21 protein-coding genes are annotated in these 25507 nt (G+C 50.3%); 14 read left to right on the top strand and 7 right to left on the bottom strand.

Features of this window, described 5'->3' with window-relative positions; translation table 11 throughout:
- The first annotated feature begins 15 nt into the window (after positions 1 to 15).
- The 13 genes from GC097_RS22055 to GC097_RS21995 all read left to right on the top strand — a co-directional run bounded on the left by GC097_RS22055 (position 16) and on the right by GC097_RS21995 (position 14245).
- On the top strand, positions 16 to 783 hold the full coding sequence (locus GC097_RS22055; protein ID WP_171685448.1) for an SDR family NAD(P)-dependent oxidoreductase: 768 nt from the start codon (positions 16 to 18) through the stop codon (positions 781 to 783).
- Positions 780 to 2789 carry a heparinase II/III domain-containing protein gene (locus GC097_RS22050; RefSeq protein ID WP_171685447.1) on the top strand — a complete coding sequence of 670 codons (2010 nt, stop codon included), beginning with the start codon at positions 780 to 782 and terminating at the stop codon, positions 2787 to 2789. The genes GC097_RS22055 and GC097_RS22050 overlap by 4 nt, the downstream gene beginning before the upstream one ends.
- A gap of 16 nt (positions 2790 to 2805) precedes the next feature.
- Complete coding sequence (locus GC097_RS22045; protein ID WP_171685446.1) at positions 2806 to 5109, top strand: DUF4962 domain-containing protein; 2304 nt, start codon at positions 2806 to 2808, stop codon at positions 5107 to 5109.
- A 456-nt stretch (positions 5110 to 5565) separates the two neighbouring features.
- Entirely contained in the window at positions 5566 to 6933 is a 1368-nt protein-coding gene (locus GC097_RS22040) for an extracellular solute-binding protein (protein WP_171685445.1), read from the top strand.
- A 95-nt stretch (positions 6934 to 7028) separates the two neighbouring features.
- Positions 7029 to 7919, top strand: coding sequence for a carbohydrate ABC transporter permease (locus GC097_RS22035; protein WP_171685444.1), 891 nt, complete (start codon positions 7029 to 7031; stop codon positions 7917 to 7919).
- Positions 7920 to 7936: 17 nt separating this feature from the next.
- On the top strand, positions 7937 to 8818 hold the full coding sequence (locus GC097_RS22030) for a carbohydrate ABC transporter permease (protein ID WP_171685443.1): 882 nt from the start codon (positions 7937 to 7939) through the stop codon (positions 8816 to 8818).
- Positions 8819 to 8903: 85 nt separating this feature from the next.
- Positions 8904 to 10745 (top strand): sensor histidine kinase, encoded by a 1842-nt coding sequence (locus GC097_RS22025; protein ID WP_171685442.1) that lies wholly within the window; start codon positions 8904 to 8906, stop codon positions 10743 to 10745.
- Between the two features lie 4 nt (positions 10746 to 10749).
- Positions 10750 to 11925, top strand: coding sequence for a response regulator (locus tag GC097_RS22020; RefSeq protein WP_171685441.1), 1176 nt, complete (start codon positions 10750 to 10752; stop codon positions 11923 to 11925).
- A 180-nt stretch (positions 11926 to 12105) separates the two neighbouring features.
- On the top strand, positions 12106 to 12639 hold the full coding sequence (locus GC097_RS22015) for a C40 family peptidase (RefSeq protein WP_171685440.1): 534 nt from the start codon (positions 12106 to 12108) through the stop codon (positions 12637 to 12639).
- 65 nt (positions 12640 to 12704) lie between these two features.
- The gene (locus GC097_RS22010; protein WP_171685439.1) at positions 12705 to 13097 is read left to right on the top strand and encodes a pyrophosphohydrolase domain-containing protein; all 393 of its coding nucleotides are present in this window, start codon (positions 12705 to 12707) and stop codon (positions 13095 to 13097) included.
- Between the two features lie 20 nt (positions 13098 to 13117).
- Positions 13118 to 13333, top strand: a complete 216-nt coding sequence (locus GC097_RS22005; RefSeq protein ID WP_171685438.1) for a helix-turn-helix domain-containing protein — start codon at positions 13118 to 13120, stop codon at positions 13331 to 13333.
- Positions 13334 to 13503: 170 nt separating this feature from the next.
- A complete protein-coding gene (locus GC097_RS22000; RefSeq protein WP_145665196.1) occupies positions 13504 to 13704 on the top strand; it encodes a cold-shock protein in 201 nt (66 codons plus the stop codon).
- A gap of 394 nt (positions 13705 to 14098) precedes the next feature.
- The gene (locus tag GC097_RS21995) at positions 14099 to 14245 is read left to right on the top strand and encodes a hypothetical protein (protein ID WP_171685437.1); all 147 of its coding nucleotides are present in this window, start codon (positions 14099 to 14101) and stop codon (positions 14243 to 14245) included.
- A gap of 62 nt (positions 14246 to 14307) precedes the next feature.
- Here GC097_RS21995 and GC097_RS21990 read toward each other — a convergent pair whose 3' ends face one another.
- The 6 genes from GC097_RS21990 to GC097_RS21965 form a co-directional block, all read right to left on the bottom strand.
- Positions 14308 to 15627 carry an ABC transporter substrate-binding protein gene (locus GC097_RS21990; protein WP_246294395.1) on the bottom strand — a complete coding sequence of 440 codons (1320 nt, stop codon included), beginning with the start codon at positions 15625 to 15627 and terminating at the stop codon, positions 14308 to 14310.
- Between the two features lie 136 nt (positions 15628 to 15763).
- Positions 15764 to 17365 carry a response regulator transcription factor gene (locus GC097_RS21985; protein WP_171685436.1) on the bottom strand — a complete coding sequence of 534 codons (1602 nt, stop codon included), beginning with the start codon at positions 17363 to 17365 and terminating at the stop codon, positions 15764 to 15766.
- Complete coding sequence (locus tag GC097_RS21980) at positions 17343 to 19094, bottom strand: sensor histidine kinase (protein ID WP_246294407.1); 1752 nt, start codon at positions 19092 to 19094, stop codon at positions 17343 to 17345. Before GC097_RS21980 ends, GC097_RS21985 begins: the two co-directional genes overlap by 23 nt.
- 87 nt (positions 19095 to 19181) lie before the next feature.
- Positions 19182 to 20033: a carbohydrate ABC transporter permease gene (locus GC097_RS21975; protein ID WP_171685434.1), complete on the bottom strand. Its 852-nt coding sequence runs from the start codon at positions 20031 to 20033 to the stop codon at positions 19182 to 19184.
- Positions 20030 to 20980 (bottom strand): carbohydrate ABC transporter permease, encoded by a 951-nt coding sequence (locus tag GC097_RS21970; protein WP_171685433.1) that lies wholly within the window; start codon positions 20978 to 20980, stop codon positions 20030 to 20032. Before GC097_RS21970 ends, GC097_RS21975 begins: the two co-directional genes overlap by 4 nt.
- A gap of 659 nt (positions 20981 to 21639) precedes the next feature.
- Entirely contained in the window at positions 21640 to 22752 is a 1113-nt protein-coding gene (locus tag GC097_RS21965; protein WP_171685432.1) for a YncE family protein, read from the bottom strand.
- A 181-nt stretch (positions 22753 to 22933) separates the two neighbouring features.
- Between GC097_RS21965 and GC097_RS21960 the strand changes: the two genes are divergently transcribed.
- Positions 22934 to 24046 carry an amidohydrolase family protein gene (locus tag GC097_RS21960; protein ID WP_246294394.1) on the top strand — a complete coding sequence of 371 codons (1113 nt, stop codon included), beginning with the start codon at positions 22934 to 22936 and terminating at the stop codon, positions 24044 to 24046.
- A 112-nt stretch (positions 24047 to 24158) separates the two neighbouring features.
- Here GC097_RS21960 and GC097_RS21955 read toward each other — a convergent pair whose 3' ends face one another.
- Entirely contained in the window at positions 24159 to 25499 is a 1341-nt protein-coding gene (locus tag GC097_RS21955) for a 5'-deoxyadenosine deaminase (protein ID WP_171685431.1), read from the bottom strand.
- Positions 25500 to 25507 lie beyond the last annotated feature (8 nt).

Here is a 25507-nt window from a genome sequence, read left to right as displayed (position 1 = left end):
ATGGGAGGAATTCATATGAACATCGATTTAACGGGGAAAATTGCACTGGTAACAGGATCTAACGCGGGAATTGGACGCGCAATCGCCATAGCTTTAGCAAGCAATGGAGCGAAAGTTGGCGTGAACTGCTTGAACAATGTAGCACAAGGACAAGAAGTTGTCGCAGCGATTCAAGCGGCAGGCGGAGAAGCTGTGCTGGTGCAAGCGGATGTGACTGATTTGGAGCAGATCGACAGACTCGTTAGTGAAGTGGAGCAGGCACTAGGCGGCACGATTGATATTTTGGTCAACAATGCCGGTCATCTGGTACAGCGCGTACCGAATTCCGAAATGTTTGAAGAGATGTACCACCGCATTATGGACGTTAATTTGAAAAGCACCGTGTTCATGAGCAAAAGAGTGCTTGCCGGCATGAAAGCGAAAGGCTATGGCCGCATCGTCAACATGACATCCGTTGCTGCGCACAATGGCGGCGGTCCGGGATCAAGCGTCTATGCAGCAAGCAAAGCAGCCGTTCTTACATACTCCAAGGGCTTGGCGAAAGAAGTTGCGGCAAGCGGCATTACCGTGAATAACGTATCTCCCGGCTTTATCGGCAATACGATGTTCCACGCAACGTTTACGACTGACGCAGCTCGGACAGCAACGATTAACGGCATTCCGCTGCAGCGTGAAGGAACGCCGGACGATGTAGCTGGAGCAGTGCTTTACCTTGCTTCCGACTTGGCTGCTTATGTAACAGGTGAAACGATTGAAATCAACGGCGGGATGATGATGCGATGAGCACCGTACTGAGACCGGACCGTATAGCACGCATATTAAAAGAGGAAATCGACAGGCTGCAGCAAGCAGGCAGCCTGTTTATTCCTAAAGAACCTGGTGGCTGGTGGCACCAGTATGTTTGTCCGCACCATCATACCGAACTGGTGTTCGACGACGAGCGGGCAGATGCCTTCGAATTTGCCTGCCCGCACGGCTGCCAAATCGAAGGCGAGGCTTACCGCGGTGCTTGGCTCGTGTTCAAGCACCAATCGTTGGCGCGCGCAGCTCTGCAGGCAGCCGCTGTGTATGCGGCGCTTGGCGATGCTTCCTACGCGCAGCTCAGCAAAAAACTGCTCGTCGAATACGCCGAGCAGTTCCCGCTCTACCCCGTGCATCCGGAAGCGCAAAGCTGGATGCTGAAGGGGCGCGCTTTCCATCAGGCGCTCACAGAGGCGATCTGGTCTACGACACTGATTCGCGCTTATCTGTTATTGCGTGATAAAGGCGTTGTGTTCGAGGCGGAGGAGCAGGCGGCTATCGACGTCTTTTTGGGCTTGCTTGCCGGGAGCATGGAAGAATACCGGCACATTCTCATTCATGAGCGGAACAATGCAGAGAACAATTACACCGCTTGGCTGAACGCGTCATTGTCATGCGTTTACGCCGCGCGAGATGAGCAAGCGGCGCTGGAGGCGCTGATTGAAGGCCAAGGCGGCTTCAAGCATCACTTGTCGATCGGCGTGAAACCCGATCAGCTTGAATTCGAGGGAAGCACGTATTACCACGTTTTCGTGCTTCGGGCGTACTTGATCTCCGCGGAGATGGCGCAGCGCTTCGGCATGGACCTTTACGCCGTCACAGGCACTGACGGCCAATCGATGCGCGGCATGCTGGAGGCGCTGGCCGATCTTGCCGACGACCGGGGCGCGCTGCCCGCCCTGCATGACGGGCCGCTCGCGAGGGCTCCCTACGCCCGCGAGATCGCCGAGATCGCGGAGCAGGGGCTCGCGATCTACGGCATTGCCGGCCTCGCGCCGGTGCTGCGCGAAGCCTACCGGCAGCTGGACGCTGCCGGAGGCGAGCAGCTCGAGGCGCTGCTCTACGGCACTGCTGACCGCACGTCGGTTCCGCCAGAGCCGCGCGCTTCGCGGCTCTGGCCCCATGCCGGCTTCGTCATCGGCCGAGTGCCCGGGAACCCGCTGTCGTTCCTCGCTGATTTCGGCGAGCATGGCGGTTCCCATGGTCATTACGACAAGCTGCATCTGACTTTGATGCACCCTGCGCAAACCCTAACCCCCGATTTCGGGATGGTGCCTTACGGCTCGCCGATGCGGAAATCGTGGTTTGCCGAAACCGCCAGCCACAATACGGTGTCGCTGGACGGCTTCTCCCAAGCGCCGCATGAAGGGCGCTGCGTCCGCTATGAGGCGGACGAGAACTCCGTCTACGCCTGGATGCAAACGACGGGGGCCTACGAAGGCTGCACGATGAATCGTCATCTGCTGCTCACGGGAGAGTGGCTCCTGGATTGGTTCCGGGTTGAGCTGACCGGGGAGGAGTCTCGGAGCATCGAGTGGTGGATGCATCCTGCCGTTCAGCCGATCGCTGACGGAGTGGTCGATCGGGAGGGTGTCTGCCTGCTGCGGATTCAAGAGCAGCAGGCCTCAATCGCTGCCGAGCGGAAATTGCCGATTATCGGCGGGTTCGCGGCGGATGCAGAGCAGCTGCACTTGTCTTACCAGCTTGGGACTGATGCCGCTGTGTTCCACACGGCGTTGGCAGAGCCGGGCTACGAGCTGCTTGCGGTTCATACGCCAGGGGACTCTGTGGACCCTAGCCAACCTCTTACGGCGATCCTGCATCGTCGCCATGAGCGCATCGCTGATTTCATCCATGTATACCGTGCAGGCAGCAGTGCCGAGCTCACCCGCGTTTCTCCGCAGGAAATTGTGGTTTCGGTGCCCGGTCAGCCGGAAAGCGCAGCCCATATTCAATTAACGGAAGATAAAGGTTTGATTTTCATATAGAGAAGGGAGAATCGATATGACAACCCTGTTGCCATTATACGAACCGCAAAGCGGCGTATTAACTGTACAATACGAACCGAACGAGCAAACTGTACTCTTGGAAAACCCGCCACGTTTCACGTGGATTCCCGCCCAATTGGAGAATGACCGTTACGTACTGCAAATTTCGCAGTCGGACGTATTTGACGAGGCTGACACGCAAACCATTAAGCCGATTCCCTATAATCTATATACGCCCGATGACGCCCTAAAACCGGGAGCTTATTTCTGGCGCTACGCGCTGCTTGGAGAGAATGGCGAACATACCGCTTGGAGTAAGGTGAGGCGCTTCGAAGTCCCGGCTGACCTGCCGGAAACTCCGCTGCCTAGCCGGGCGCGCAGATACGCCGAGGCATCGCTGCAGCACCCCCGTTTGTGGCTGCAATCTGCGGAGCTTGCGGCTTTCCGTAAGGAACTGGCGGCCGATCCGACGTATTGCGGCTTCGACGTATTTTATGAGAAGTCCGTTAAGCCGTGGATCGACCGGGAGTTAATGGCAGAGCCTCTGCCATACCCGGACAATAAGCGGGTTGCGAAGCTGTGGCGCCAAATGTACATGGACACGCAAGAGGTACTGTATGCGATCCGTCATCTGGCGGTGGCGGGAACGATTTTGGCTGACGCCAATTTGCTCGGTCGCGCCAAAACCTGGCTGCTGCATGTCTGCTCCTGGGACGTTAACGGCCCAACATGCCGCGATTACAACGATGAGGCATCCTTCCGGATGACCGGCGCTATCGCATGGGGCTATGACTGGTTGCACGGTCAGTTAACGGAGCTTGAGCGGAAGCTGGTGCGAGAGGTTCTGCTGGCCCGTGCGCGTCAAATCGCTACACACGTTATCGATCATTCCAAAATCCATCACGTGCCGTTCGACAGCCATGCCGTTCGTTCGTTGTCCAGCGTCCTGGTACCTAGCTGCATCGCATTGTTAGAGGAAGAGCCGGAAGCGCGTGAGTGGCTGGACTATACACTTGAATACTATGCAGGCATCTATTCGCCTTGGGGCGGACCGGATGGAGGCTGGGCGGAAGGTCCGATGTATTGGACGACGGGGATGGCTTTTGTTACGGAAGCGATGAACTTGCTGAAAAAATATACGGGCATTAACTTTTACAAACGGCCGTTTTTTACAAAAACAGGCGATTTCCCGCTGTACGCGTTCAGCCCGGATACGCTTCGCGCAAGCTTTGGCGATCAGTCCACGCTGGGAGATCCCGTGAGTTTGAAAACAGGATTTAACATCCGCCAGTTCGCCGGGGTGACCGGAAATGGCTTGTACCAATGGTATTTCGAGCGGGTGCGGGAGACGGATACCGATTCCGAAATGAAATTTTACAACTACGGCTGGTGGGATTTCCGTTTTGACGAGATGGTGTACCGCCATGATTATCCGCAGGTGGAAGCTATCGCTCCAACCGATGCAAATATCGAGCAGGTCAAATGGTTCCGCGACATCGGCTGGGTGGCGTTCCACTCCAATATGGCGGATCCCGAGCGTCATATCATGCTGCTAACGAAGAGCAGCAAATACGGCTCCGTGAGCCACAGCCACGGCGATCAAAACGGCTTCCTGCTGCACGCATACGGCGAGCCGCTTGCCATTGAGAGCGGTTATTACGTGGCGTTCAGCTCCACGATGCATATGAACTGGCGCAGGCAGACGCGATCGACGAACAATATTTTGATCGATGGACTTGGACAATACGCCGAGAAAAACAAAGTGCTGAACATGGCCGCGAGCGGCTTCGTCGAAGTGGCTGAGCAGCGTAAGGGCTACAGCTACTCCCGCAGTAATGCCACCGCTGCGTATAAGGAGTACGTGCCGTATCTTGACCGCTACGTTCGCGAGCTGTATTTCTTCGGCACATACGTCGTCGTCGTGGATCACATCGACCTGGCGCAGACGGGCACGGTGGATTGGCTGTTCCAGACGCTATACGAAATGAAGCTGAACGGGCAAGCCTTCAAAGTTCAAGGACGCAAAGCCGATATGGACGGCCGCTTCGTCTATTGCTCCTCCGGTGAGTTGGAGCTGACGCAGCATGAAGGCTTCCAGGACGTAGACCTGGCTGAGATCGAAGGCTTGCCGCTGCACTGGCATCTCAAGGCAACGACCAAGCCGGCGCGCAGCCACCGGATCGCTACGCTCCTCGTGCCTATTAAGCATGGCGAGCCGAAGTATGTGTCCTATTTCATGGACGATCAAGGGTTCGACACGCATATTTACTTCACGGAAGACGGCATTACGCACCGTGTTGAGGTGCCTAAGGCTTACTAGATTTTAGGCAAGCTGCACTTATTGATTAGATCGACTCTCCTTCGCCGGTTTGGCGGGTGGGTCGGTCTTTTTTTTGTAAGCCTTTTGTCGCGTTATGGAAAATTTAGAGGGAAATTCTCCCGTTATTCGAGTGAATTTTGATTGGTGGAGCCAATTAACAGGAAAAACTCCAGTTAAATTGCTATACTTCCGTGCGTAAGTAAATCAATCTGGAAATTAACGGGAGAAATTCCATTTAAATTAGTGAAAACTCCTATGCTAATCGAATTAGTGGTAGTTTTTCCTGTTAATCTGAATGCACCATACATTGTTGTGCTGTTAGTTGCTGATCATTGCCCAATCACAACAACCTATAAAAACTTAACATGATTCCTAAAGTTCACACATTGTAAGGGCTGCCAATTTCGAGCGATAATAAGGGCATCAAGTTCATCAAACAAACGAGGGGGATTTACATTGGTAAAAAAATATAAAGCACTTCAAGTAGCGGCAGCAAGTTTACTGGCTATCTCCTTAACAGCATGCGGCTCGGCCACCAGCAGCAAAACCACAAGCACAAGCACACCGTCACAGGGCGCGACCGCAACGACGACACCGAGCGGCGGAAGCACGACAGAGAAGAAAGAAAACATCACGATCACGTTCCAAAACATATATCCGGATCCGACAGATCCGAAAAACGGCATGCTGAAAAAGATCGTAAACGACTACCAAACGAAAAACCCGAACATCAAAATCGAGCTTGATTCCCTGAACACGGATCAACAAAAGCTGAAACTCAAAACGCAAGCAGCTTCCAAAGAAGTTCCGGATATCACGATCGTGAATCCATCCGCGCAAATGAAGCCTTTCGTAGATGCAGGACTTTTCGCGCCGCTGAACGATATGGTTGAGCAAAATGGGTTGAAAGGAACGTTCCAAGAAGGCATTTTGAACTGGTACACATTCAACAACAACCTTTACGCATTACCTGACGGCAACAACATCGGTCTCGTTTATTACAATAAAGACTTGTTTAAGCAAGCCGGCGTAGAAGTGCCGAAAACATTCGAAGAAATGGTCGCAGCTGTCAAAACGCTGAAAGGCAAAGGCATTCAGCCAATGGCCATCGGTGAAAAAGATTCCTGGACAGGATCCTTCTTATTCATGAACGTCCTGCTTCGCACGAATGGCGGCCCTGGCTTCCTGCAGGCGGTTGTTGACGGCAAGAAAACTTTCGCAGATCCGGCATTCACAGATGCGGTAAGCTCCTTCCAAGACTTGGTTCAAGCGGGTGCTTTCCAAGAAGGCGCAACTTCTTTTGACTACAACGCAGGTGAAAACTTATTCAAAACAGGCAAAGCCGCTATGTACTACATGGGCTCATGGGCCACAGGCGGTATCGAGACTTCTTCCGTTAACGGTAAAGTCGGCGTATTCAAGTTCCCGACAGTTAAAGGCAAAGGCAACCCTGACGAGTTCATGCTTGCTCCGGGAAGCGCGTTCGCTATTTCTGCTAACAGCAAACATTTGAAAGAAACCAAAGATTTCTTGAACTACTTCATGCTGAACTTCCCAAAAGAAGCTTTCGCGGTTAAAGGCGCAGTAGGTATCGCGCAAAAAGTTGACGGCGACTTCAAAGCCGCAGGATACTCCGATATGGCTATGGAAGTACTGGGCATGTTCAAACAAGTAAAAGGCGGCGACCTTGCGTTCGATAACACGATGAACCCGGGAACAGCACAAGGCCACTTAACAAGCATCCAAAACCTCTTCGTGCAGAAGAAAGATCCTGCTGAAGTTGCCAAAGAACACCAAACTGCATACGACACAAACAAAAAATAAGATGAATTAGCAGCCAAATCGGAATTTATCCTAAGCGCCGCAAGTGGCAAAAGGGTAAGTTCCGATTGGTATATCCCATGAAGGAGGCGAGCCAAGTGAATGTGTTAAGAGTCTCCAAGTGGACGATTGCCATGTTTGTACTGCCGTGTTTGCTGATCTATGTCGGTCTCGTTTTCGTTCCGATTCTCGTATCGATGTACAGCGGATTGCTCGATTGGAACGGTATCGGCGATTCCACATTTGTTGGTTTGAAAAATTTTCATACGCTGCTTTTTGCAGACCCCGTTTTCTGGCCGTCTGTGAAACGGACGCTGATGTTTGCTGTATTTTCAATGGCTGAAATTCCAATTGCTTTGGCTGTGGCCATTCTGTTGAACCGTTTTATCAAAAAACCGAATTTTCTCGTTTCAGCTTACTTCCTACCGGTCATTTTGTCGGTCGTTATTATCGGCCAGTTGTGGAAAACAATCTATAACCCTGCGGCAATGGGGGGGATGCTGAACCAGGTTCTCGACATGCTGAATCTTCATAGTTGGACGAGATCATGGCTGACGGATCCGAAGATTGCGATGTATTCCCTTTACTTCGTGGCCCTGTGGCAGTACCTGGGGTACCACACTTTAATCCAGTTTACCGGCATTCAGAACATCCCCGCGGATATTTATGAGGCGGCCAGGATTGACGGAGCCGAGGGCCTTAAGGCCGACTGGCACATTACTTTCCCTATGAACATTCCGATTTTCAAAATATCGATTGTCCTCGCCTTCATCGGCTCGCTGCAAGCATTCGACATGGTCATGGTCATGACCGCTGGCGGCCCGGCGCACGCGACGGACGTCATCTCGACACATATGTACAACATGTCTTTCCTCTCCATGAAATATGGATACGGAAGCGCGATTGCCGCTTTCTTGGTCGGCCTGTGCCTCGTTGCTACCGTCATTATCAACTTTATTTTTAACCGCTTAGAGAGAAGATTTTCATGAAGGAGGGGAGTGTCACCATGAATCATGCTGGGGAAATAGCTTCGGCTAAACCTGTCACAATACGGAGACGCAAAAGCCTCTCTATCTTAAAAATCATTGTAATCGCGTTCCTGTCTCTACTCGTGGTTACGCAAGTATATCCGCTGCTCTGGTTGTTTATTTACTCGCTCAAAAGCAATGAAGAGATTCTGTCGGGCAAATTTTTCGCGCTGCCTCACACGCTCATGTGGAAGAACTTCACGGATGCGATTGGCGCAGGCCACTATTTTCAATATTTGAAAAACAGTTTGTTCGTAACGTCGGTGACAATGGTATGCGTCCTGCTGCTGGCTTCATTGGCTTCGTTCGCAATCGCCAGATTCCGCTGGAAATACGGCCAGCTCGTCATGGTGATCTTCCTGATCGGGATGATGGTGCCGCTGCAAGCGACGCTGCTGCCGCTCATGATTATTTTCAAAAACCTGCATGTGCTGAACACGCATTTGTCGATCATATTGCCTTATATCGCGTTTCAGACGCCGATTGCGGTCTTTATTCTGAGCGGGTTCATGAAGTCGATTCCGTCTGAGATCGAAGAGTCCGCAGTCATGGACGGCGCGGGGGTTATCCGGATTTTCCGCAGCATTGTTCTGCCGATTTCCGTTCCTCCGATGATGACGGTTTGTATTTTGACGTTCATTAATATTTGGAACGAGTACATTCTCGCGGCGACGTTCATTTCGTCCGAGCGGCTCAAAACGCTGCCCTTCGGCGTGAACAGCTTCGTCAGCCAATATTCCGTCAACTACGGGGCTATCGGGGCGTTTCTGGTACTGGGCGCGCTGCCGGTCATTATCATTTATTTCTTATTAGCCGATAAAATTACAAAAGGGATGGTAGCGGGAGCGGTGAAGGGTTAACTTCACCTCTCGCTTTTTGCTGTTTGGAAGGCGGCCTGTGGTATGATAGCCTGAAACGACTAAGGAAAGGGGACCGAATTCTCACGTGACACGGGGCTTTCATTCCATACATAACCGGCTGTTTCTGCTTTTTATCTCGAGCATGCTGATCCTTTCAACATTGGTGAGCGTCGTCTATTACAAGAAAACAACGGACATCATTCATAGTAAAATCAGCGATTTGGCGGAGAAAAATATTTCTCAAACCGTCGGCCTCTTTGATTTGCTGCTTCAAGGTTATGACAGCATTTCGAAGTCGCTGAACAGCAATTATGAGATGCTAAGGCTAATCCATGACCGGGACACAAGCAAGGACGAAGCGGTTAACATTATTAATGAACGGACCATTACGAACATTTTGGGCGCCGCCTATTATTCCCGGGACGATATCGTAGGCATTCATGTCATCACGAACGCGGGGAAAAACTATAATTATGAACGAGGCTTCGATAGTGTCATAGAAACGAATTATGCCAGCACAGAGTGGTACCACAAGCTGCAGGAATCATCGGGAGAAATGGTTTGGCTCGGCCTGTCTCAGGGCTCGATGATCAACCGGTTTCAGCGCGATCCCTTGTTTGTGTTTGGGCGCAAGCTGTACGATTTAACGGACCACCGGGTGATTGGCGTTTTGGTTATCGAAACGAACCCGCAGCCGATTCTTGCCGCGCTTTCGAACGTGAGGATCTCTCCGAACAGCCAGGTGTACATTGTCGACCGGGAAGATCACATGATTGCTACTACGGCGGGGGAAAAAGGCAGTCCGCCATCTTTCGGAGGGCTGCCGCGCCCCCGAAGCAATGAGATTATCGTCGATGACCGGACCGATCAGTTGATTGTTTCGGCCAAGGCGAAAATGGCTGACTGGACCGTGTTCGGCTTGACTCCTAAAGGGGATATTAATGGCGAGGTTGTGAAAACAAGGGAATATCTGTACTTGGTCATTTTGGCGCTTGTCTTCTTATCTTTGGTGCTGGCGAGCATTATTTCCCGCAATATTGCCTCGCCGCTCAAGCTGCTGATCCGTGAGATGAAGCAGGTGGAGATGGGGAATTTCAAAGGCTCCGTCACGGTCAAATCGTTTGAAGAAATCAATTCGTTAGTTTCTTCTTTTAACCGGATGGTGAACCGGATGGATGAGCTTATCGAGCGTATGACCCTTGCCACGGTGAGTGAGAAGAATGCAGAGCTGCAGGCGCTGCAGTCCCAGGTGAACCCGCATTTTCTTTATAACACGCTGGATATGATTTATTGGATGCTGGATGAGCGCGAGAACGACCGGCTGGGCAAAGTTATCTTAGCCTTGTCCCACATGTTCCGCTACAGCAGTGACTGGCAGGAAGCCTCGAAGACAACGCTGCGCCAAGAGCTGGATCAAATGCGTCATTACATGACGATCATCGAGAACCGCCTGGAAGGCAGGGTCAGCACCGTTCTGGACGTTGCGCCGGAGTGTCTGGATGTTGTTCTGCCGAAAATGACGCTTCAGCCCATCATTGAGAATGCTGTGAAATATGGGCTGGAGCCGCTCAACCGGCCCGGTGTGCTTCGCGTCTACACGGAGCTTGGCGAGCAGGAGCTGCGGATTGTCATTGAGGATAACGGCGTTGGCATCGAGGAGAGCACGCTTGCGAGCATGCAGGAGCAGCTCATTAAGGACGCAACGGACATCGAAGGAGCGATGACTTCTTTGCGAACCGAACAGGCCCAGAATGCCTTGCAGGCGTCAGATCCAACCGGCCGAACAAGACGAGGCATCGGGCTTACCAATGTGCACCGCCGCATCGTGCTCATGTTCGGAGACATGTATGGACTCCGCATTCATAGTAAGCAGGGGGAAGGAACGACCGTCATCATCGCGATGCCGCTTCCTCGGAGAGGAGAGTAAAACCATGGACATTCTCATTGTGGATGACGAAACCGTCATTCGTGAGGGCATTCAGCGCACGCTGCAGACCCGGTTCCCCGAACATGGGGTTCATCTCGCGGCGAATGCCGAGCAGGCGATCGCCTTGCTGAGGAGTCAGCGCATTCAAATCGTCCTAACCGACATTCTGATGCCGGGCATGACCGGTCTGGAGCTGATGAATCTGTCCCGCAGCCGGCACCCGCATGTGAAATGGGTGGTCATTTCGGCGTATTCCGAATTCTCGTATGCACAGGAGGCTGTGCGGCTTGGAGCAAAGGATTATTTGCTGAAGCCTATCGGCAAAGAGGTGCTGAGCGAGATGATTCGAAAGCTCGGCGATGAAATCGCTCATGAAACCGAGTTGATCGAAGAGGCAGAGCTCCTGAAGGCGAATCGGAAATATTTGCAGGAAGCCGTCTTCCACCGCTTTGCGCAGGGGCTGGATACCGGCCGCATCGATATGGACCCTTTCATGGAGCAGCACCCGTATTTCCACCTCATCATGGTGAAAATGGAGAGCGACAAGGCCGTTTATCTCGAAAATTTCATTATCGAGAACGTCCTGCTCGAGTTGACCGAGCGCTACGGCAAAGGCTTCGTGACGGTGCACGACGGCAAAAGCCTGCTCGGCCTCGTCACCTTGCCGGACGCAGCTCTCTTGCCTGCGCTCGTCGATGAGCTGCGCAGCCACCTCGTCAAATATCTGAAGGTGCCCTTTCAGATTATGAGCTCGGAGAAGATTGACCGCATCGAGGCGGTGCCGGCGGAAGTGCAGCGCATGCGTCAAGCTTCTACGACGCAGGTCTACGAACATCATGCGAGCGGCAGCGACCGCTCTGTCGACGTCGCGCTGCAATATATTCGCACGCATTATCATGACGACCTGTCGCTGGAGAAGGTCGCGGCGATCGTTTACCTGAACCCGGTTTACTTCAGTCAGTTGTTCAAGCAGAAGACGGGGCAGGGGTTCAAGGAATATGTCACCCATCTCCGCCTGGAACAGGCGAAGCAGCTCCTGATGAATCCTAAGCTGAAGCTGGCGGATGTCGCCGACCGGATTGGCTATCAGGACATGCGTCATTTCTCCCAGGTATTCCGCAAAAAGTATGGCGTGACGCCGTCCGAGTACCGTCTGGAACAGACACCTAACTCGGTATAATTTGCTGTCAAGGAAGAAAGGCAAAGAAAATTCTCATCGAATTCTAATTATTGCGGATAAAGCTAGACGCCGCTTGGATATCCTTTTCTGCTGGTAAATACCGGGCAGTTCCTATGTGATATGGTGGATACAGGGCCAAATAAGCCCAACACCACGATCCATGAAGGAGGATATCCAATCATGCAACTAGTGAAAAAGAACCGCCTTAGCAAATCGTTAGTGGGGATCAGCCTGGCCTTTTCCTTATTAACTTCCGGTACGATGCTCCTTGAGCCGCAATCTGCTCATGCGGCTGCGGATACCGCGGCATCTACAGCCTATAGTGCTGTGAGCGCCAGCAAATCCGATCAAATTGTGAGCACAGCGAAATCCTATATCGGTAAAGTTCGTTACAAGTTCGGCGTAAGGGATACGAAGCGTTTAATCTTGGACTGCTCATCTTTTACACAGCTGGTATTTAAGAAAAACGGCATCGATATTCCATGGGGTTCGAAAGCCCAAGCCAAGGTTGGAACAGCGGTTAAAACCAAATCGAGCCTGCGCAAAGGCGATCTCGTCCTGTTCAGTACGTCAAAACCAGGAACCGTTAATCATGTCGGCATCTATATCGGCAATGGCAAGTTCATCAGCAACACAACGAGCTCCGGTGTCGTCATTAGTGATATAAATACAGGCTACTGGGGAAGTCGGTTCATCTCAGGTCGTCGTTTGTAATTGACCGTTGGCTCTCTTTAATGGTATATAGAAGTAAACTTACGTAAGGGAGCAGGAACAACGAAATGACCTTGAAGAATGCATTCGACGATGTGAAGAAGTTTCACGAGATTTTTGAGCACCCGGTAGGTACGACCCCGCAGCGCTTGTCCGAGAGCCGCAAGGCAGCCCGTTTGGCTTGGATGCAAGAGGAGCTGGACGAGTTTAAAGAAGCAACGACGCTGGAAGACGAAGTGGATGCGATGATCGATGAGCTATATTTCGTTCTGGGCACCTTGGTCGAGTTAGGGGTCGAGCCGGGGCCGATTTTTGACATTGTGCATCACGCGAACATGTCCAAGGTATGGCCGGACGGTCTAGTCCATAAGAACGAACTTGGCAAAACGATCAAGCCGCCCGACTGGCAGGACCCATTCGACAAAATTAGAGCAGAAATTCGCCGGCAGCAGGGGAAGTAGACGAAGGGGGAATGGGCTAAATGTTTCACACAAGGCTGAAAGAGTTGAGACAACAGCAAAATCTGACGCTTCGCAAGCTTGGCGAGAAAGCTGGCGTCAGTTATTCCATCCTGAATGGTATCGAAAACGGTCGAATTCAACCGTCGAAAGATGTCGTAATGGCGCTAACAATTGCCTTGAAATTAGAGGATAAAGAGGAACTCTTATCCTTAGTAAGAAATGCCTCCGAAGGATAATTGCATTACCCAAATTTGTGTGGTACAGTATTAATAGTCTTTGGGATAAAACCTGAATTGCTTATTGCAAAGGGTTATCATTTTAGTTTGTGAAACCTTTTCCAATGTGTAATTTTTTTGTTCGAAACAAGAAAAAAGACATGTTAATTAAAACTTTGGAGGTATTACCCATGGCAGTAGGAACAGTTAAATGGTTTAACGCAGAAAAAGGATTTGGCTTTATCGAAGTTGAAGGCGGCAACGATGTATTCGTACACTTCTCCGCAATTCAAGGCGACGGCTTCAAAACTTTGGACGAAGGTCAACAAGTTGAGTTCAACGTTGTTCAAGGCAACCGCGGACCACAAGCTGAGAACGTTGTAAAGCTGTAAGCTTTAGCTTGCATAGATAGCAGTTCGGAGAGCGACTCTTAACATTATGTTAAGGGTCGTTCTTTTTTTGCGTTTTTGTTGCTGAGGGTGCTGCAATCCCGCGTCGACATTCCGCATCCACGAACCACACTTCAGCCCGCGCCCCCCAATGTGCGAATGGGAACTACAGGGCCTTATTTTTGTTAAATCTGCTGCTTTTTGCATGCAGGGGGAACTACAGGGTCTTATTGTGCCCGCGCGAGCAGGTATATAACCTGAATCAGGAAAATAAAGGACCATAGTTCCCCAAGATAGGCCAAATCTGCGTTTCAACGCAACATAGCGGATCATAGTTCCCTCTCACTACGCCTGATCGATGAGAGAGGGATGTAGGCCGTAGATGAGGAGGCTGCGGGTGCTCGACACGGAGGAGAGAGCAGAGGCCGCAGAGGCCGCAGAGGCCGTTCTGGAAGCGCCTGATGCGCCGCGGCAAGCAGCAGGCGCTGCGCACCGTCGCCCTCAAGAGCGGCTTACCGCATGCTTTCAGCATATCAAACGCTAAAAAGGGCTGCCCGCAAGTAGATTTATCTACTTAGGGGACAGCCCTTGCATTCCTATGAAAGTTTATTGATACTCTTTGGCTTTTTTCACTAGCTCGTCATAAGCCGCTTCCGGCGTAATTTTGTTGAACATGACTTTTTCGCCGATCGTTTTGAAATCCTTAGCGGTATAGTTGCTCCAACCTTTAGCTCCGGGATTAAAAGGTTGAGCGTCGGGAGCAACCGTCTTAATGAGCTCAATTTGCATTTTATCTGCAGGGGTAAGCTTCGGCGTTAAATATTCGAGCATTTTCTTGGAAACCGGCACGCCTCTTGTCGTCGTCAGAATATCGGCCGCTTCGCTGTCATTCACGAACCAGTCGATGAATTTCTTGGACTCTTCGGCATACTTGGAATCTGCGCTCACGGACCAGAACATGGAAGGCTTCAGCCAGCCGCTGGACTGTGTTCCTTTAGGCTGATTCACTAGCGAATAAACGCCGGGCTTAACACCTTCATACCCAGGCAGAAGAGCGGCGAAGGTACGTTTCATAAGCACGTTGTCATTATTCATCAAATCCAGCTTCGCGTCGGACTCTTTATCCGTGGACGCGATTTCTGCGGGAGGGACGACGCCGGCCGTGCGAAGTTCGGTATATTTTTTAACAAAAGTTAAATAGGTGTCTTTGTCGATATTGAATTTGCCGTCAACGGTGATCGGATAGCCTTTGCCTTGACTGATTTGATAAGCGGAATATGTCGTATAATCATAAGTATAGTCCATTAAAACGTATTTATCTTTATCCAGCTTGGCTTTGGCATCTTTACCGAATTGGAAATACTCATCCCATGTCCAGTTGTTTTTGGGCGGGGTGATACCAAGTTTATCTACGGCATTCTTGTTGTAAATCATACCGGTTGCGTTATTGCCTAGAGGAATAGCGTACAGTTTATCTTTGAACTTGCCTGAGTCTACGAGCGATTTATCAATATCTTCCGTGCGGATGCCTTGGGATAAGTCGGCAAGCTGGTTTCTGCCCGCGTACTCGGAAAGCCAAGCCGGATCCATTTGGATGATATCAGGGGCATTTTTGGCAGCTGCTTGGGTAGCCAGTTTGTCTGCATAGCCGTCAAAACCCGAAAATTCCGGTTCAAAGGTCACATTCGGATGTTTTTTCGTATAAGCATCCAGCGCTTTCAGTGTAGCGTCATGCCTTGCTTGCGAACCCCACCATACAATACGAAGCTTAACGGGCTGAGTGCTTGCAGTGGCTGGCGCTTTGGTTGCAGCAGCTGTGCTGCTTGGTGTCGTACTTGGTGTATTTCCTGAACCGCATGCGCTTAAAGACAGCGCTATCATGGCAGTCATACCGAGCATGCTCCATTGTCTCATCTGCACTTTCATAGATAATCCCCTTTCGCTACCTCATCATCTCTACAATTTCATTATAGGAGTAACGGAAACAATGAAGAAGGAGAGTAATGAACACACTTCTTTCACTTTTGATCACAAATCGGATGTCAAGCAGCCTAAATGGGAGCTATCCGCTTTTACCGACTTCGCTAGGACTCATGCCCGTATACTTTTTGAAAATGGAGCTGAAGTAAGGAACGTTCTTGTAGCCGACTTTTTCGGCGATCTCATAGATGAGATGCTTGCCTTCGGCCAGCAGGGCCTGCGCTTTTTTCATCCGTACCTGGATCAAATAGTTGGTGAATGTTTCGCCGGTCGCCTTTTTGAAAATTTGATTTAGATAGTTCCGGGACAAGTACAGCTGCTTCGACATATCTTCCAAGGAAACCTCTTCGGCATAGTGGTCATGGGCGTATTGAATCATGAAATCCACGGCTTCCTTATGCTTTGAGTTCTCGCTCCAGTGCCGGCTCGTTGCGATGATATGAATTTTGGCGCGCAGCCACTCCTGCAATTGGGCAGGCGTTTGGATCTGACTAATTTCGGACGGCAGGTGCGCCTCTGGAAAAAGCTCATCCAGCACAATGCCAACGCTGTACAAGGAATAGGCGAAGATGGTCCATAGCTCCGTACATAAATACTGCAAGTATGCCGGCGTAATCGATGGCATTATTTGCAGTTGGCGAATATAGGCGTCTACAATTTGCGCCGCGGTTTCTTCTTTCGAATAGACAATGGCTTCCGCAAGCTCTTGGTAAAATTTTATGGGCCGGATCGCCAGATTCGATGGCAAGGAGGACGGCTTGCCTGGCGAAGGGATAATGGTCATCTGCAGCAAATCCAGAAACGCTTCCTCCGTGGAATCCGATATTTCTTGCCAAGCGGCCTTTATTTGACCTAATCCGATCCGGATGTTGAGCTGAAGATACGTAAGGATACAGACCGCAATACGGTCGCCAATTGTTTTGATCCGGGCGAGGGCTGTGTCCATAGGTTCCGAACGCTCGATATGAAACATAATCGCTGCATGGTGGCTGTGAAGCTCAATGAAGTCCGATTCAGGCCAATCTTCCGTCAAAATTTCTTGTATAATGTTAGCCAACGCAAAACGGAATAAGTTCCAGTCGATCAGCGATAGATTCGCCGTGCGAATCGTGCTCATCAGCTCAATGCCCATGACAAGGTGATTGCGGTGAAGCCAGTACTGCTGCTCGGAAGGAGGAGGATTCAGAGCGGCAGCCCACTTCTGGAAAGTGCCGGTAATCACTGACTTCAGCCATTCCTGTTGGCCGAAGGGCTCATAGAGCATCAGCCTTTTTTTGATTTCTTCTTGTTCCATCTTAATAAGCTCTTTCGCTTCCAGTTCTTTAATGACTTTCTCCAGAACAGTCCGCAGCTCATCTACGGTAACCGGTTTGGATAAATAATCGCTGACCTGCAGCCGCAAAGCCTGGCGGGCATATTGGAAATCGGTGTATCCGCTGAGGATAATCAATTCGCCGGGAAAGTTCGCTTCCCGCAGTCTTTCAATCATTTCAAGGCCGTTCATGACAGGCATATAAATGTCCGTAATGACGATATCCGGCTTAGTTCGGCCGATCATCTCCAGCCCTTCGGCGCCATCGCTGGCCTCCCCTACGAATTCGGCGTCGATCGCTTCCCAGGGGATCGCTTTCTTCATCCCTTCGAGCACTTGAAAGTCGTCGTCAATGATCAGTATTTTCCACATAATACCGCTCCTCCACCTGTTCTTTGTATTGAATTTGCGGCAGCAGAACCGTGACTACGGTACCCCCGCCCTCAGATTTGGCCATTTGAACGCCGTAGGGCGGGCCGAAATAGGCATCAATTCGTTCCTTCACATTGCGTACGCCGTAGCCGCCTGTTTTCCTAACTTTCGGTTGATTCCAGTCCGGACGCAGCCCGACGCCGTTATCCCAAATGTAGAATTGGATGTCTTGATTGACCAGTTGTACACTCACTCGGATCTCCCCTGTTTTCCTGCCATGGAAGCCGTGAATAATGGCATTTTCAATAAAAGGCTGCAGCGTTAATCTCGGTATAAAAAGGTCTCTTGCGGATTCGTCGACGTTCAGGGTGAACGATAATCGATCTCCCCAGCGGATTTGTTGAATTTGCAAATAGCATTCGACATGCGTGATCTCGTCGGCGATCGGAATGAGCGTCTCCCCGTTGGACAGGCCGATGCGGAACATTTTGCCCATTAAGGAAAGAATCTTGGAGATCTTGTCTTGACCCGAATCTATGGCCAACCAGTTCAATTGATCCAGCGTATTATAGAGAAAATGGGGATTGATCATCGCTTGCAGCGCTTGAATTTCCGCTTCACGCTGGCGTTTATGCTGAGCCTTCAAGGAATCCATCAGCTCTTCAATACGTTCCATCTGCTTGCGGTAGCCGTTAAACAGGTTTCCGAACTCATTGGTGTAGTCTTTCGGCAAGTCCGTGGTAAAACCCCGGTCGGGAAGCTTGCCCATGAAGGCAAGAAGTAATTTGATAGGCTTGGTAAACTGCCTGGAAATAAAATACGTCACGAAAAAGCCGATAATAATTGCGGAAAGCCCGACGGTTAGCAGGATCAAGGCTAATTGAATACTCCCGTTAATGATGTTCTTCCAAGGCGTAACCTCAACCAGCATCCAGTTGGAAGGCGATTTGCTCCAAACCAGGAGGGAATCGCTCTGTTTATTGGCTGACAGACGGGCGCTTCCAGACTTCTCGCTAACTAATTTTAATTTCTCCAGCTCGCTCTCTTGCAGGTTGGAGTCCCCGATCGCAGCAATTTCCCTGCCGCCTGCATCAAATAATAACCGGCTTCGGCCTTCCGTTTCGCCGCGAATCAGATTTTGAATTTCGGATGATTTCACATTGAGCAGAAGCATTCCGTAGTAAATGCCGGAGTTATTGTAAAGCTTCCTAGCAAAGCCGATGACAGGCATCTGGCCTTTCATCGTCTGAATCGTGCGTTCTTTGATCCAAGCGGAATCGTTATTCTGAATTTCCGGGAACCAGTCTTCTTCCCGTACTTTTTCCAAATTGAAGACCTGAATGGGGCCTTGTGAATCCGGTGCAAAAGGATGTTCTGTATACAAATAAACCGATTGAACCATCATGGTGCTGTAGGTAATGCCGGCAAGCAATTTCTCTAAATCCGTCTTTCGGCGATTGCGCTCAAATAAGTCACTTTCCAATTGATCATACCCGATGATATCGATGTTCCGATAAGCGGCCAGAGACATTTGCTCTATCGAGTTCAACTGAATGACTAGACGTTTATTTAACTCGTTTAATAGATCCTGCTGATAATTGGCGGTATTGTCTGCCAGTTCACGCGACGTGAGGCTGTAACTAATCCATGAGGTGACGAGCAGAAGCACGGCGATGAATGCGGCGAAGCTGCCGAAGAACAGCCGGCCGATGCGGACTCGCTTGAACATAGTAAACAAAGCTGATCCCCCTCATAAGCGTCTGTTAAACTGGAAAAAGGCTGCCAATTTCGCAACCTTTTACATAGTTAATTCATTTTAGCCTTTCACAGCACCCGAGGCAATGCCATCGACAAAATGGCGCTGCGCCATAAAGAAGATGATGAGAGAAGGAACGATGGAGACCAGCGACATCGCCAGCAATTGTCCCCATGGAAGCGCAGATTGACTATCCACGAACAGCTTTAGGGCAAGTCCGACCGTGTATTTATCAACCGAGTTAATATACAGCAAATGTCCGAAGAAGTCGTCCCAATTCCAGAGGAAACAGTAGATTGCGACTGTGACCAGGGCTGGTTTCGTAAGCGGGAGGATGATGCGCCAGTAGATGCCGAGCCAGCTGCAGCCGTCCATTTTGGCCGATTCGTCGAGCTCCCGCGGAATACCGCGGATAAATTGAACGAGCAGGAAGATGAAGAAAGGTCCTCCGATACCGCCAGCTAAGGCATGAGGAACATAGAAGGGCAGGTAGGTATTCACCCAACCCCAGGCATTAAACATGATGTATTGCGGCACCAAAGTCACTTGGCTAGGCAGCATAAGCGTAACCATAAGGATCGAAAACCAGAAATTTTTCAGCGGAAAATCCAACCGCGCGAAGCCGAAAGCCACGAAGCTGCAGGAGAGGATGGATGTGACAAGCACTCCGGCAATGAGCTCAAACGTATTTAAATAGAAATGAGTAAAAGTAAACTTAGGAATCGCGACCCAGCCATCGCTGAAGTTGCTCCACAACCACTTGGTCGGCCAAAAGGAGGGTGAGCTCATTTCCGCGTTGGATTTAAAGGCAGCCCCAAACCACCACAGCATGGGATAGATCATGATTAAGCTAAATAAGGCCAAGAGGGAATGAGTTCTTAACGTGCGGATAGAGATCAATGGGTTTCTCATTTACCTTTCGCTCCTTCTGTTTCGTAGAATACCCAATAGCGGGATGAGGCGAAAATTAACGCTGTTACGATTCCGATGACCACGAGCAGAATCCAGGCCAGCGCCGATGCATAACCCATCTCATAGCGGGAAAAGGCGCGCTCATAGAGGTACAAAGCGTACATAAACGTCGAGTTGATAGGGCCGCCTTTGGTAATGATGAAGGCCTGAGTAAACATTTGGAAAGAGCCGATGGTTTGCAACACGAGATTAAACAGCAGCACAGGGGACAGCATGGGCAAGGTAATGCGGAAAAATTGTCTCAGTTTCGAAGCGCCGTCAACGGAGGATGCTTCGTATAATTCGGTTGGGATTTGTTTGAGGCCGGCAAGGAAAATGACCATGGACGAGCCGAATTGCCAAGCGACCAGGATAATCAATGTGCCTAGAGCCGTTTTGGGATTGCTGATCCAACTGCTGCCGCTAAAACCCAGCATGACTAGAAATCTGTTGATGAAGCCTTCTATGCCAAATATATTTTGCCATAGAATCGCGACCGCGATACTGCTGCCAATCAAAGACGGCAAATAGATGAACGTTCGATATATCGAGATTCCTTTGATTTTCTTATTGAGTATCATGGCGACCATAAGCGCGCTGAAAAGTTTGAGGGGAACAGATAATACGACAAAAAGAATCGTTATTTTCAGAGATTGGCGAAAAATCTCGTCATCTGCGAAAATGCGCTCATAATTGCGCAAGCCGATCCATTCCGGCGCGTCTAACAGCGTATATTTGGTAAAAGAGTAGTACATCGATTGCACCATTGGCCAGAGCGTCAGCAGCAGGAAGCCAAGGAGCCAAGGGGAAATAAACAGATACCCGGCTAGTGGTGATTCCCAGCGGCCTTTCAGAGTGAAGGGCGCTGTTATTTTACGGGATTGGACTTTTTGTGGTTCAGCTTTCATCGGGAATAACCGCCTTTCATGTCAAAAACACCTTTATGCTTAGTATAGAAGGTATCAGTCACCTGAAGAATGAGAGTAATGAACACAATTCATTCACAATCGAACAATGGAGAAAATAACCCATATGGATGCCCATGCCCTGCACAGATTGGCACCTATCTCACACCAACCAGTGGTCCGCGGCTCGGTTTGGTCGGCTTACAGCCAGGGTTTGCTTGTGTTCCTCCCTCTTTTTGCCCTTAATTATTGCATTGATTTTGCGTTTTTTTAAAGTTTTTTGGGATTTATTACTAGTTTTAAATAAATTGAATTTTTAATCTAATATAATGAAATTGGGAGATCTCTTGTTTCGTGGGTCTACTTAGGGGTTTATTCATTTTTTGTCTGATAATTATGAGGAGGACAGCAGTGATGTACAATAATGTCGCGACCGCAATAAGGTATTTGAAATAGATCATTTATTTATAATGAATGAGCTGTTTGACTTAGCCTATCCAAATGTCTTGAAAAATGATTACCGACAGTTTAATTGATTTTGACGAGCACTTTTGAATTGAAACGTTATTTATAGAGTGAATATTCGAAATATTTATTTTCTGTCGAATAAAAAAATAAGCCTCCAAGAGCCCACGTGATGTGGGTTTTTGGAGGCTTATTTGTTAACGCGAATCCTGAACGACCGTAATCGATTTTTCGTTTCCGACATAGATCCTGTTACTTCGCGTATTCAAAGCCATGTTCCCGGCGGAACGCCCGGTGCGCAGCTTAGCAAGCAGCGTATTCGTTAGCCCGCTATAGACGAACAAATCGCGGGTCTCCGTATCTCCGACATAATAGCGGTTCGTCAATGGGTTGACGAGGAGTGAAGAGAAAGTAGGAATCGATATGGAAGCAATAACCTTGTTCGTTTGTCCATTTATAATGTACAGCTTGCCCTTACTCGTCTGTTGAGCGCTCGTTATATAGATGTGATTCGTGAGAGGGTTTACGGCAATATCGCTTTGAAGCCTTCCGAGTTGAATGGGGGTGCTTCTCCCAAGGGTGGTGCCCGATATAACCGAAGCAAAGCGGCTGAGGTTGTTAGCCACGAAGACCCGATTTGTCTGTGGAAGGACAGCCGGTGTAATAATAGGGTTGTTTCCGACTTTGATTGTCTTGATCAAGCGCATCGTAGAGCCATTGATGACATGAACGGAATCGTTGCCTACATTTGTGACAAAGATGCGATTCGTTCGTTCATTAATGGCGACAAGAGCCGGCGATCCGCCAACCTTTAAAGTTTGAAGGATACGGTTCGTGCGGCCGTCGATAACGCTGATGGTTCCGTTCGTATCGGCAGCATAAATGCGGTTGCTTCCGCGATGGATGGCGATGCCGAAAGGGTGCTTGCCGACAGACACGTTCGTGATCAGGCGATTCGTGATTCCGTTGATCACGGAGACGGTGGCAGCGCGGAAGTTAGTCGCATAGACCCGATTGGTGCGTGGGTTCACTGCCAGGAATGCGGTGCCGTCACCTGTCTGTACATTGCCCATCACATGGTTAGTGTTACCGTCCAGAACGCCTACTTGATTGTCGCTATGAACGTAATAAACGCGGTCTGTCGCCGAATTGACGCGGATATCGCCAACTTGAGCAGTCATGGGTACAATCTTGAGCACTCGCGGATTGTGGGTTTGCAAGAGCCGGATACCTTGTTCGGGCAGATTGGCTCCCCCGGCCAGTCTCACCTGAGCGTCGGTTTGTAAAAGAGGTTTTGAGACGTGAGTCATAGGAGTCCCCTTCCCTGTTCATAAATGTTTGCAATAGTATATGGCTGAAACTGAAAATGGGAACTTGTTTACAGCCGTCACAAATCTCGGATCAGCTCGTTGTATATATTTTACATTGTGGGAGATGTGGTATAATTTGGGAGGTTAAAGATGAAGGGGAATGAACAAGGGAGTGTTTGGGATGCCGAAAATGAGGGCAAGAAGTGTCGCGATTGTAAGCGTGGCATGCGTGTGTATTGGAGTTGGGATTTGGAGTTTGGGTTCCTTTGATTACTGGGACAGGACAAGCAGGTCGGCGCAAGTTTTGCCATCTCCGGCGGCGACAGCCGAAGTGGCAGAGGTCGCGGTAACAGCGTCTGCGAGAAAAAGCTTTGACGATCTGCTCAGGCAGTATGGCTCAGTACCGCTCGCCGATGCGCATAACCATGATGCGAGTGATTTCAGGTATTTGGACATGCCAAGTATGTGGAAAAAGGACGCGGTGGATCGCGTTATTCTCTTTGGGGATGTTTCGGAGTCGAGCGCGATTCGAACCGATGCCTATGCATGGAAAGCCTATACGGACAGCCCTGACTTCTTCGTTCCTTACTTTTCCGGCTTTGATCTGCATGATCCATCCAGTCTTCAGGTCGTAAGGGAAAATCTCGAACAAGGCTATTTTGGACTTGGCGAAATCGCCGCAGCTTCCTATAACTCTCCGGTCGTGTCGAAGGTAGAATGGAAGGCGAAGGACCCCATGGACGGCTTTCTCCCGCAAATTTATGACCTGTGTGCTGAGTTTCAGGCGCCGATTCTGCTCCATATGGATCCTCCGAATGGCTTCGTCATAGATAAATTGGAAGAAGCGTTGTCTGCCCATCCGAAAACGATCTTTATTTTCGGCCATGCCAACGCCTATAACTCACCTGAGAATATCAAAAGATTACTAGAGAAGCATGATAATATTTATATGGACTTTTTTGCCGGGTTTACCGTGTTCAATTTGGAAAGCGCGAATCGGATCGAGGATTTTCTGCCCGTTATCCGGCAATTCCCGGACAAGTTTATGCTAAGCACTGATTCCGGTTATGGCCTTGCCAGCGAAGAAGCGGCTATCGAGGCGATGTACCGTGTTTTGGATGCTATCGGCGATCCTGCATTGATCAAGAAAGTGGCTTACGATAACTTAGATGCGATCATCCGGAATGAACCGGCTACCCAAACGCAGAAGGAAGCTGTTCAGAAGCAGGATGCAGCGCGGGATGTTGCGAAGCTTACGAAGCTGGAGGCTGGGAAGCTGCTGTGGGGTAAATAATGGGGTGCATTGCTTACATGAGGTTGCGGCGGCAATAGGCGGAGTATGCCCAAAAAAAGGCGTGCCAACCAACCAGCATTCGAACGCCGGTTGGTTAACACGCCTGTGTCTGTTAACGCAAGTTGGCACGCTTCAGCAACCGCTGTATCGAGCGGTTCGCTTCCGGCAGGACGATGTCCTTGTCGATGGTCCGCATGATGCGGTTCTCCATGACGATCCGGCCGTTAATGATCGTCGTTTCCACATCGGCGCGTGTCGCAGAGTATACGATGCGCGAAATCGGGTCCACGTCGAAGGACGGATACGTGTGGAAGTTGATCAGATCGAGGATCGCCAGGTCGGCTTTCTTGCCGACTTCCAGACTCCCGATCTCTTTCTCCATACCGACCGCGCGGGCGCCGCCGATGGTCGCCATACGGAAGACCGTCTGCGCGTTCATCGCCGTCGGTCCGTGCACGGGCTTCTGAATGAGCGCCGCCAAACGCATCTCGTTGAACATGTCGAGATTGTTATTGCACGGCGCGCCATCTGCGCCCAGCGAGACGGAAATGTCGAGCTTCAGCATGTCAGGCGTCTCGGCGATACCCGAAGCCAGCTTCAGGTTGGAGCCGGGGCAGTGGCTGACATGGACGCCGCGCTCATGGATGATGCGCTTCTCCTCGTCATCCAGCCAAATGCAATGAGCCAGAATGAGGCGCTCATTCGCTAAGCCCAGATGGTCGAGATAAACGACATTGCGCATGCCGGTCTCGGCTTGCACAATCTCGATCTCGCCGAGATTCTCGGAAGCGTGCGTATGCACCTTCACTTGATACTGCTCGGACAAGCTGCGAACCTCGCGCAGCAGCTCCTCCGTACACGAGATGACGAATCGCGGAGAAAACGCGTATTGGATTCGGCCGCCGTCGTGACCGTTCCATTTCTCAAGCAAATCTACGCTTTGCTGAAGCGATTCGGACGTTTTCTCTTGCAGAGGGAACGGGACCTCATCGCCCTTATCCATCATCACTTTGCCGGATAAGGCGCGGATTCCGCTCGATGCGATGGCTTGAAAGGCAAAGTCGGTATGGTGCACCGTCTCCATATCCACGATGGTCGTCGTACCGCTTTGAATCAACTCGCCGATCCCGAGCAAGGCGGAATAATAGATGGATTCCTCGTCATGGGAGGCTTCCAAGGGCCAGATCCGCTGTTTCAGCCAATCCATCAGCTCCAGGTCGTCCCCTTTGCCGCGAAACAACGTTTGGCACAAATGAATATGGGTTTGCACGAAGCCCGGAATAACCGTACGGTTCGTGGCATCAATGACCTTATCCACCTTCGCCGTATCCACATGCAAGTTAGGACCGATGGCCTTAATCCTGTCGTCTTCAATGAGCATGTCTCCGATGTAAATTTCCCCGTCACGGTTCATCGTTACTATTTCTGCGTTTTTAATAAGAATCGTCGCCATGGGCATAA

The sequence above is a fragment of the Paenibacillus planticolens genome (assembly GCF_013141725.1).
Classification (GTDB): Bacteria; Bacillota; Bacilli; order Paenibacillales; family NBRC-103111; genus Paenibacillus_E; species Paenibacillus_E planticolens.
This window is presented reverse-complemented; position numbering and strand designations above follow the sequence as displayed.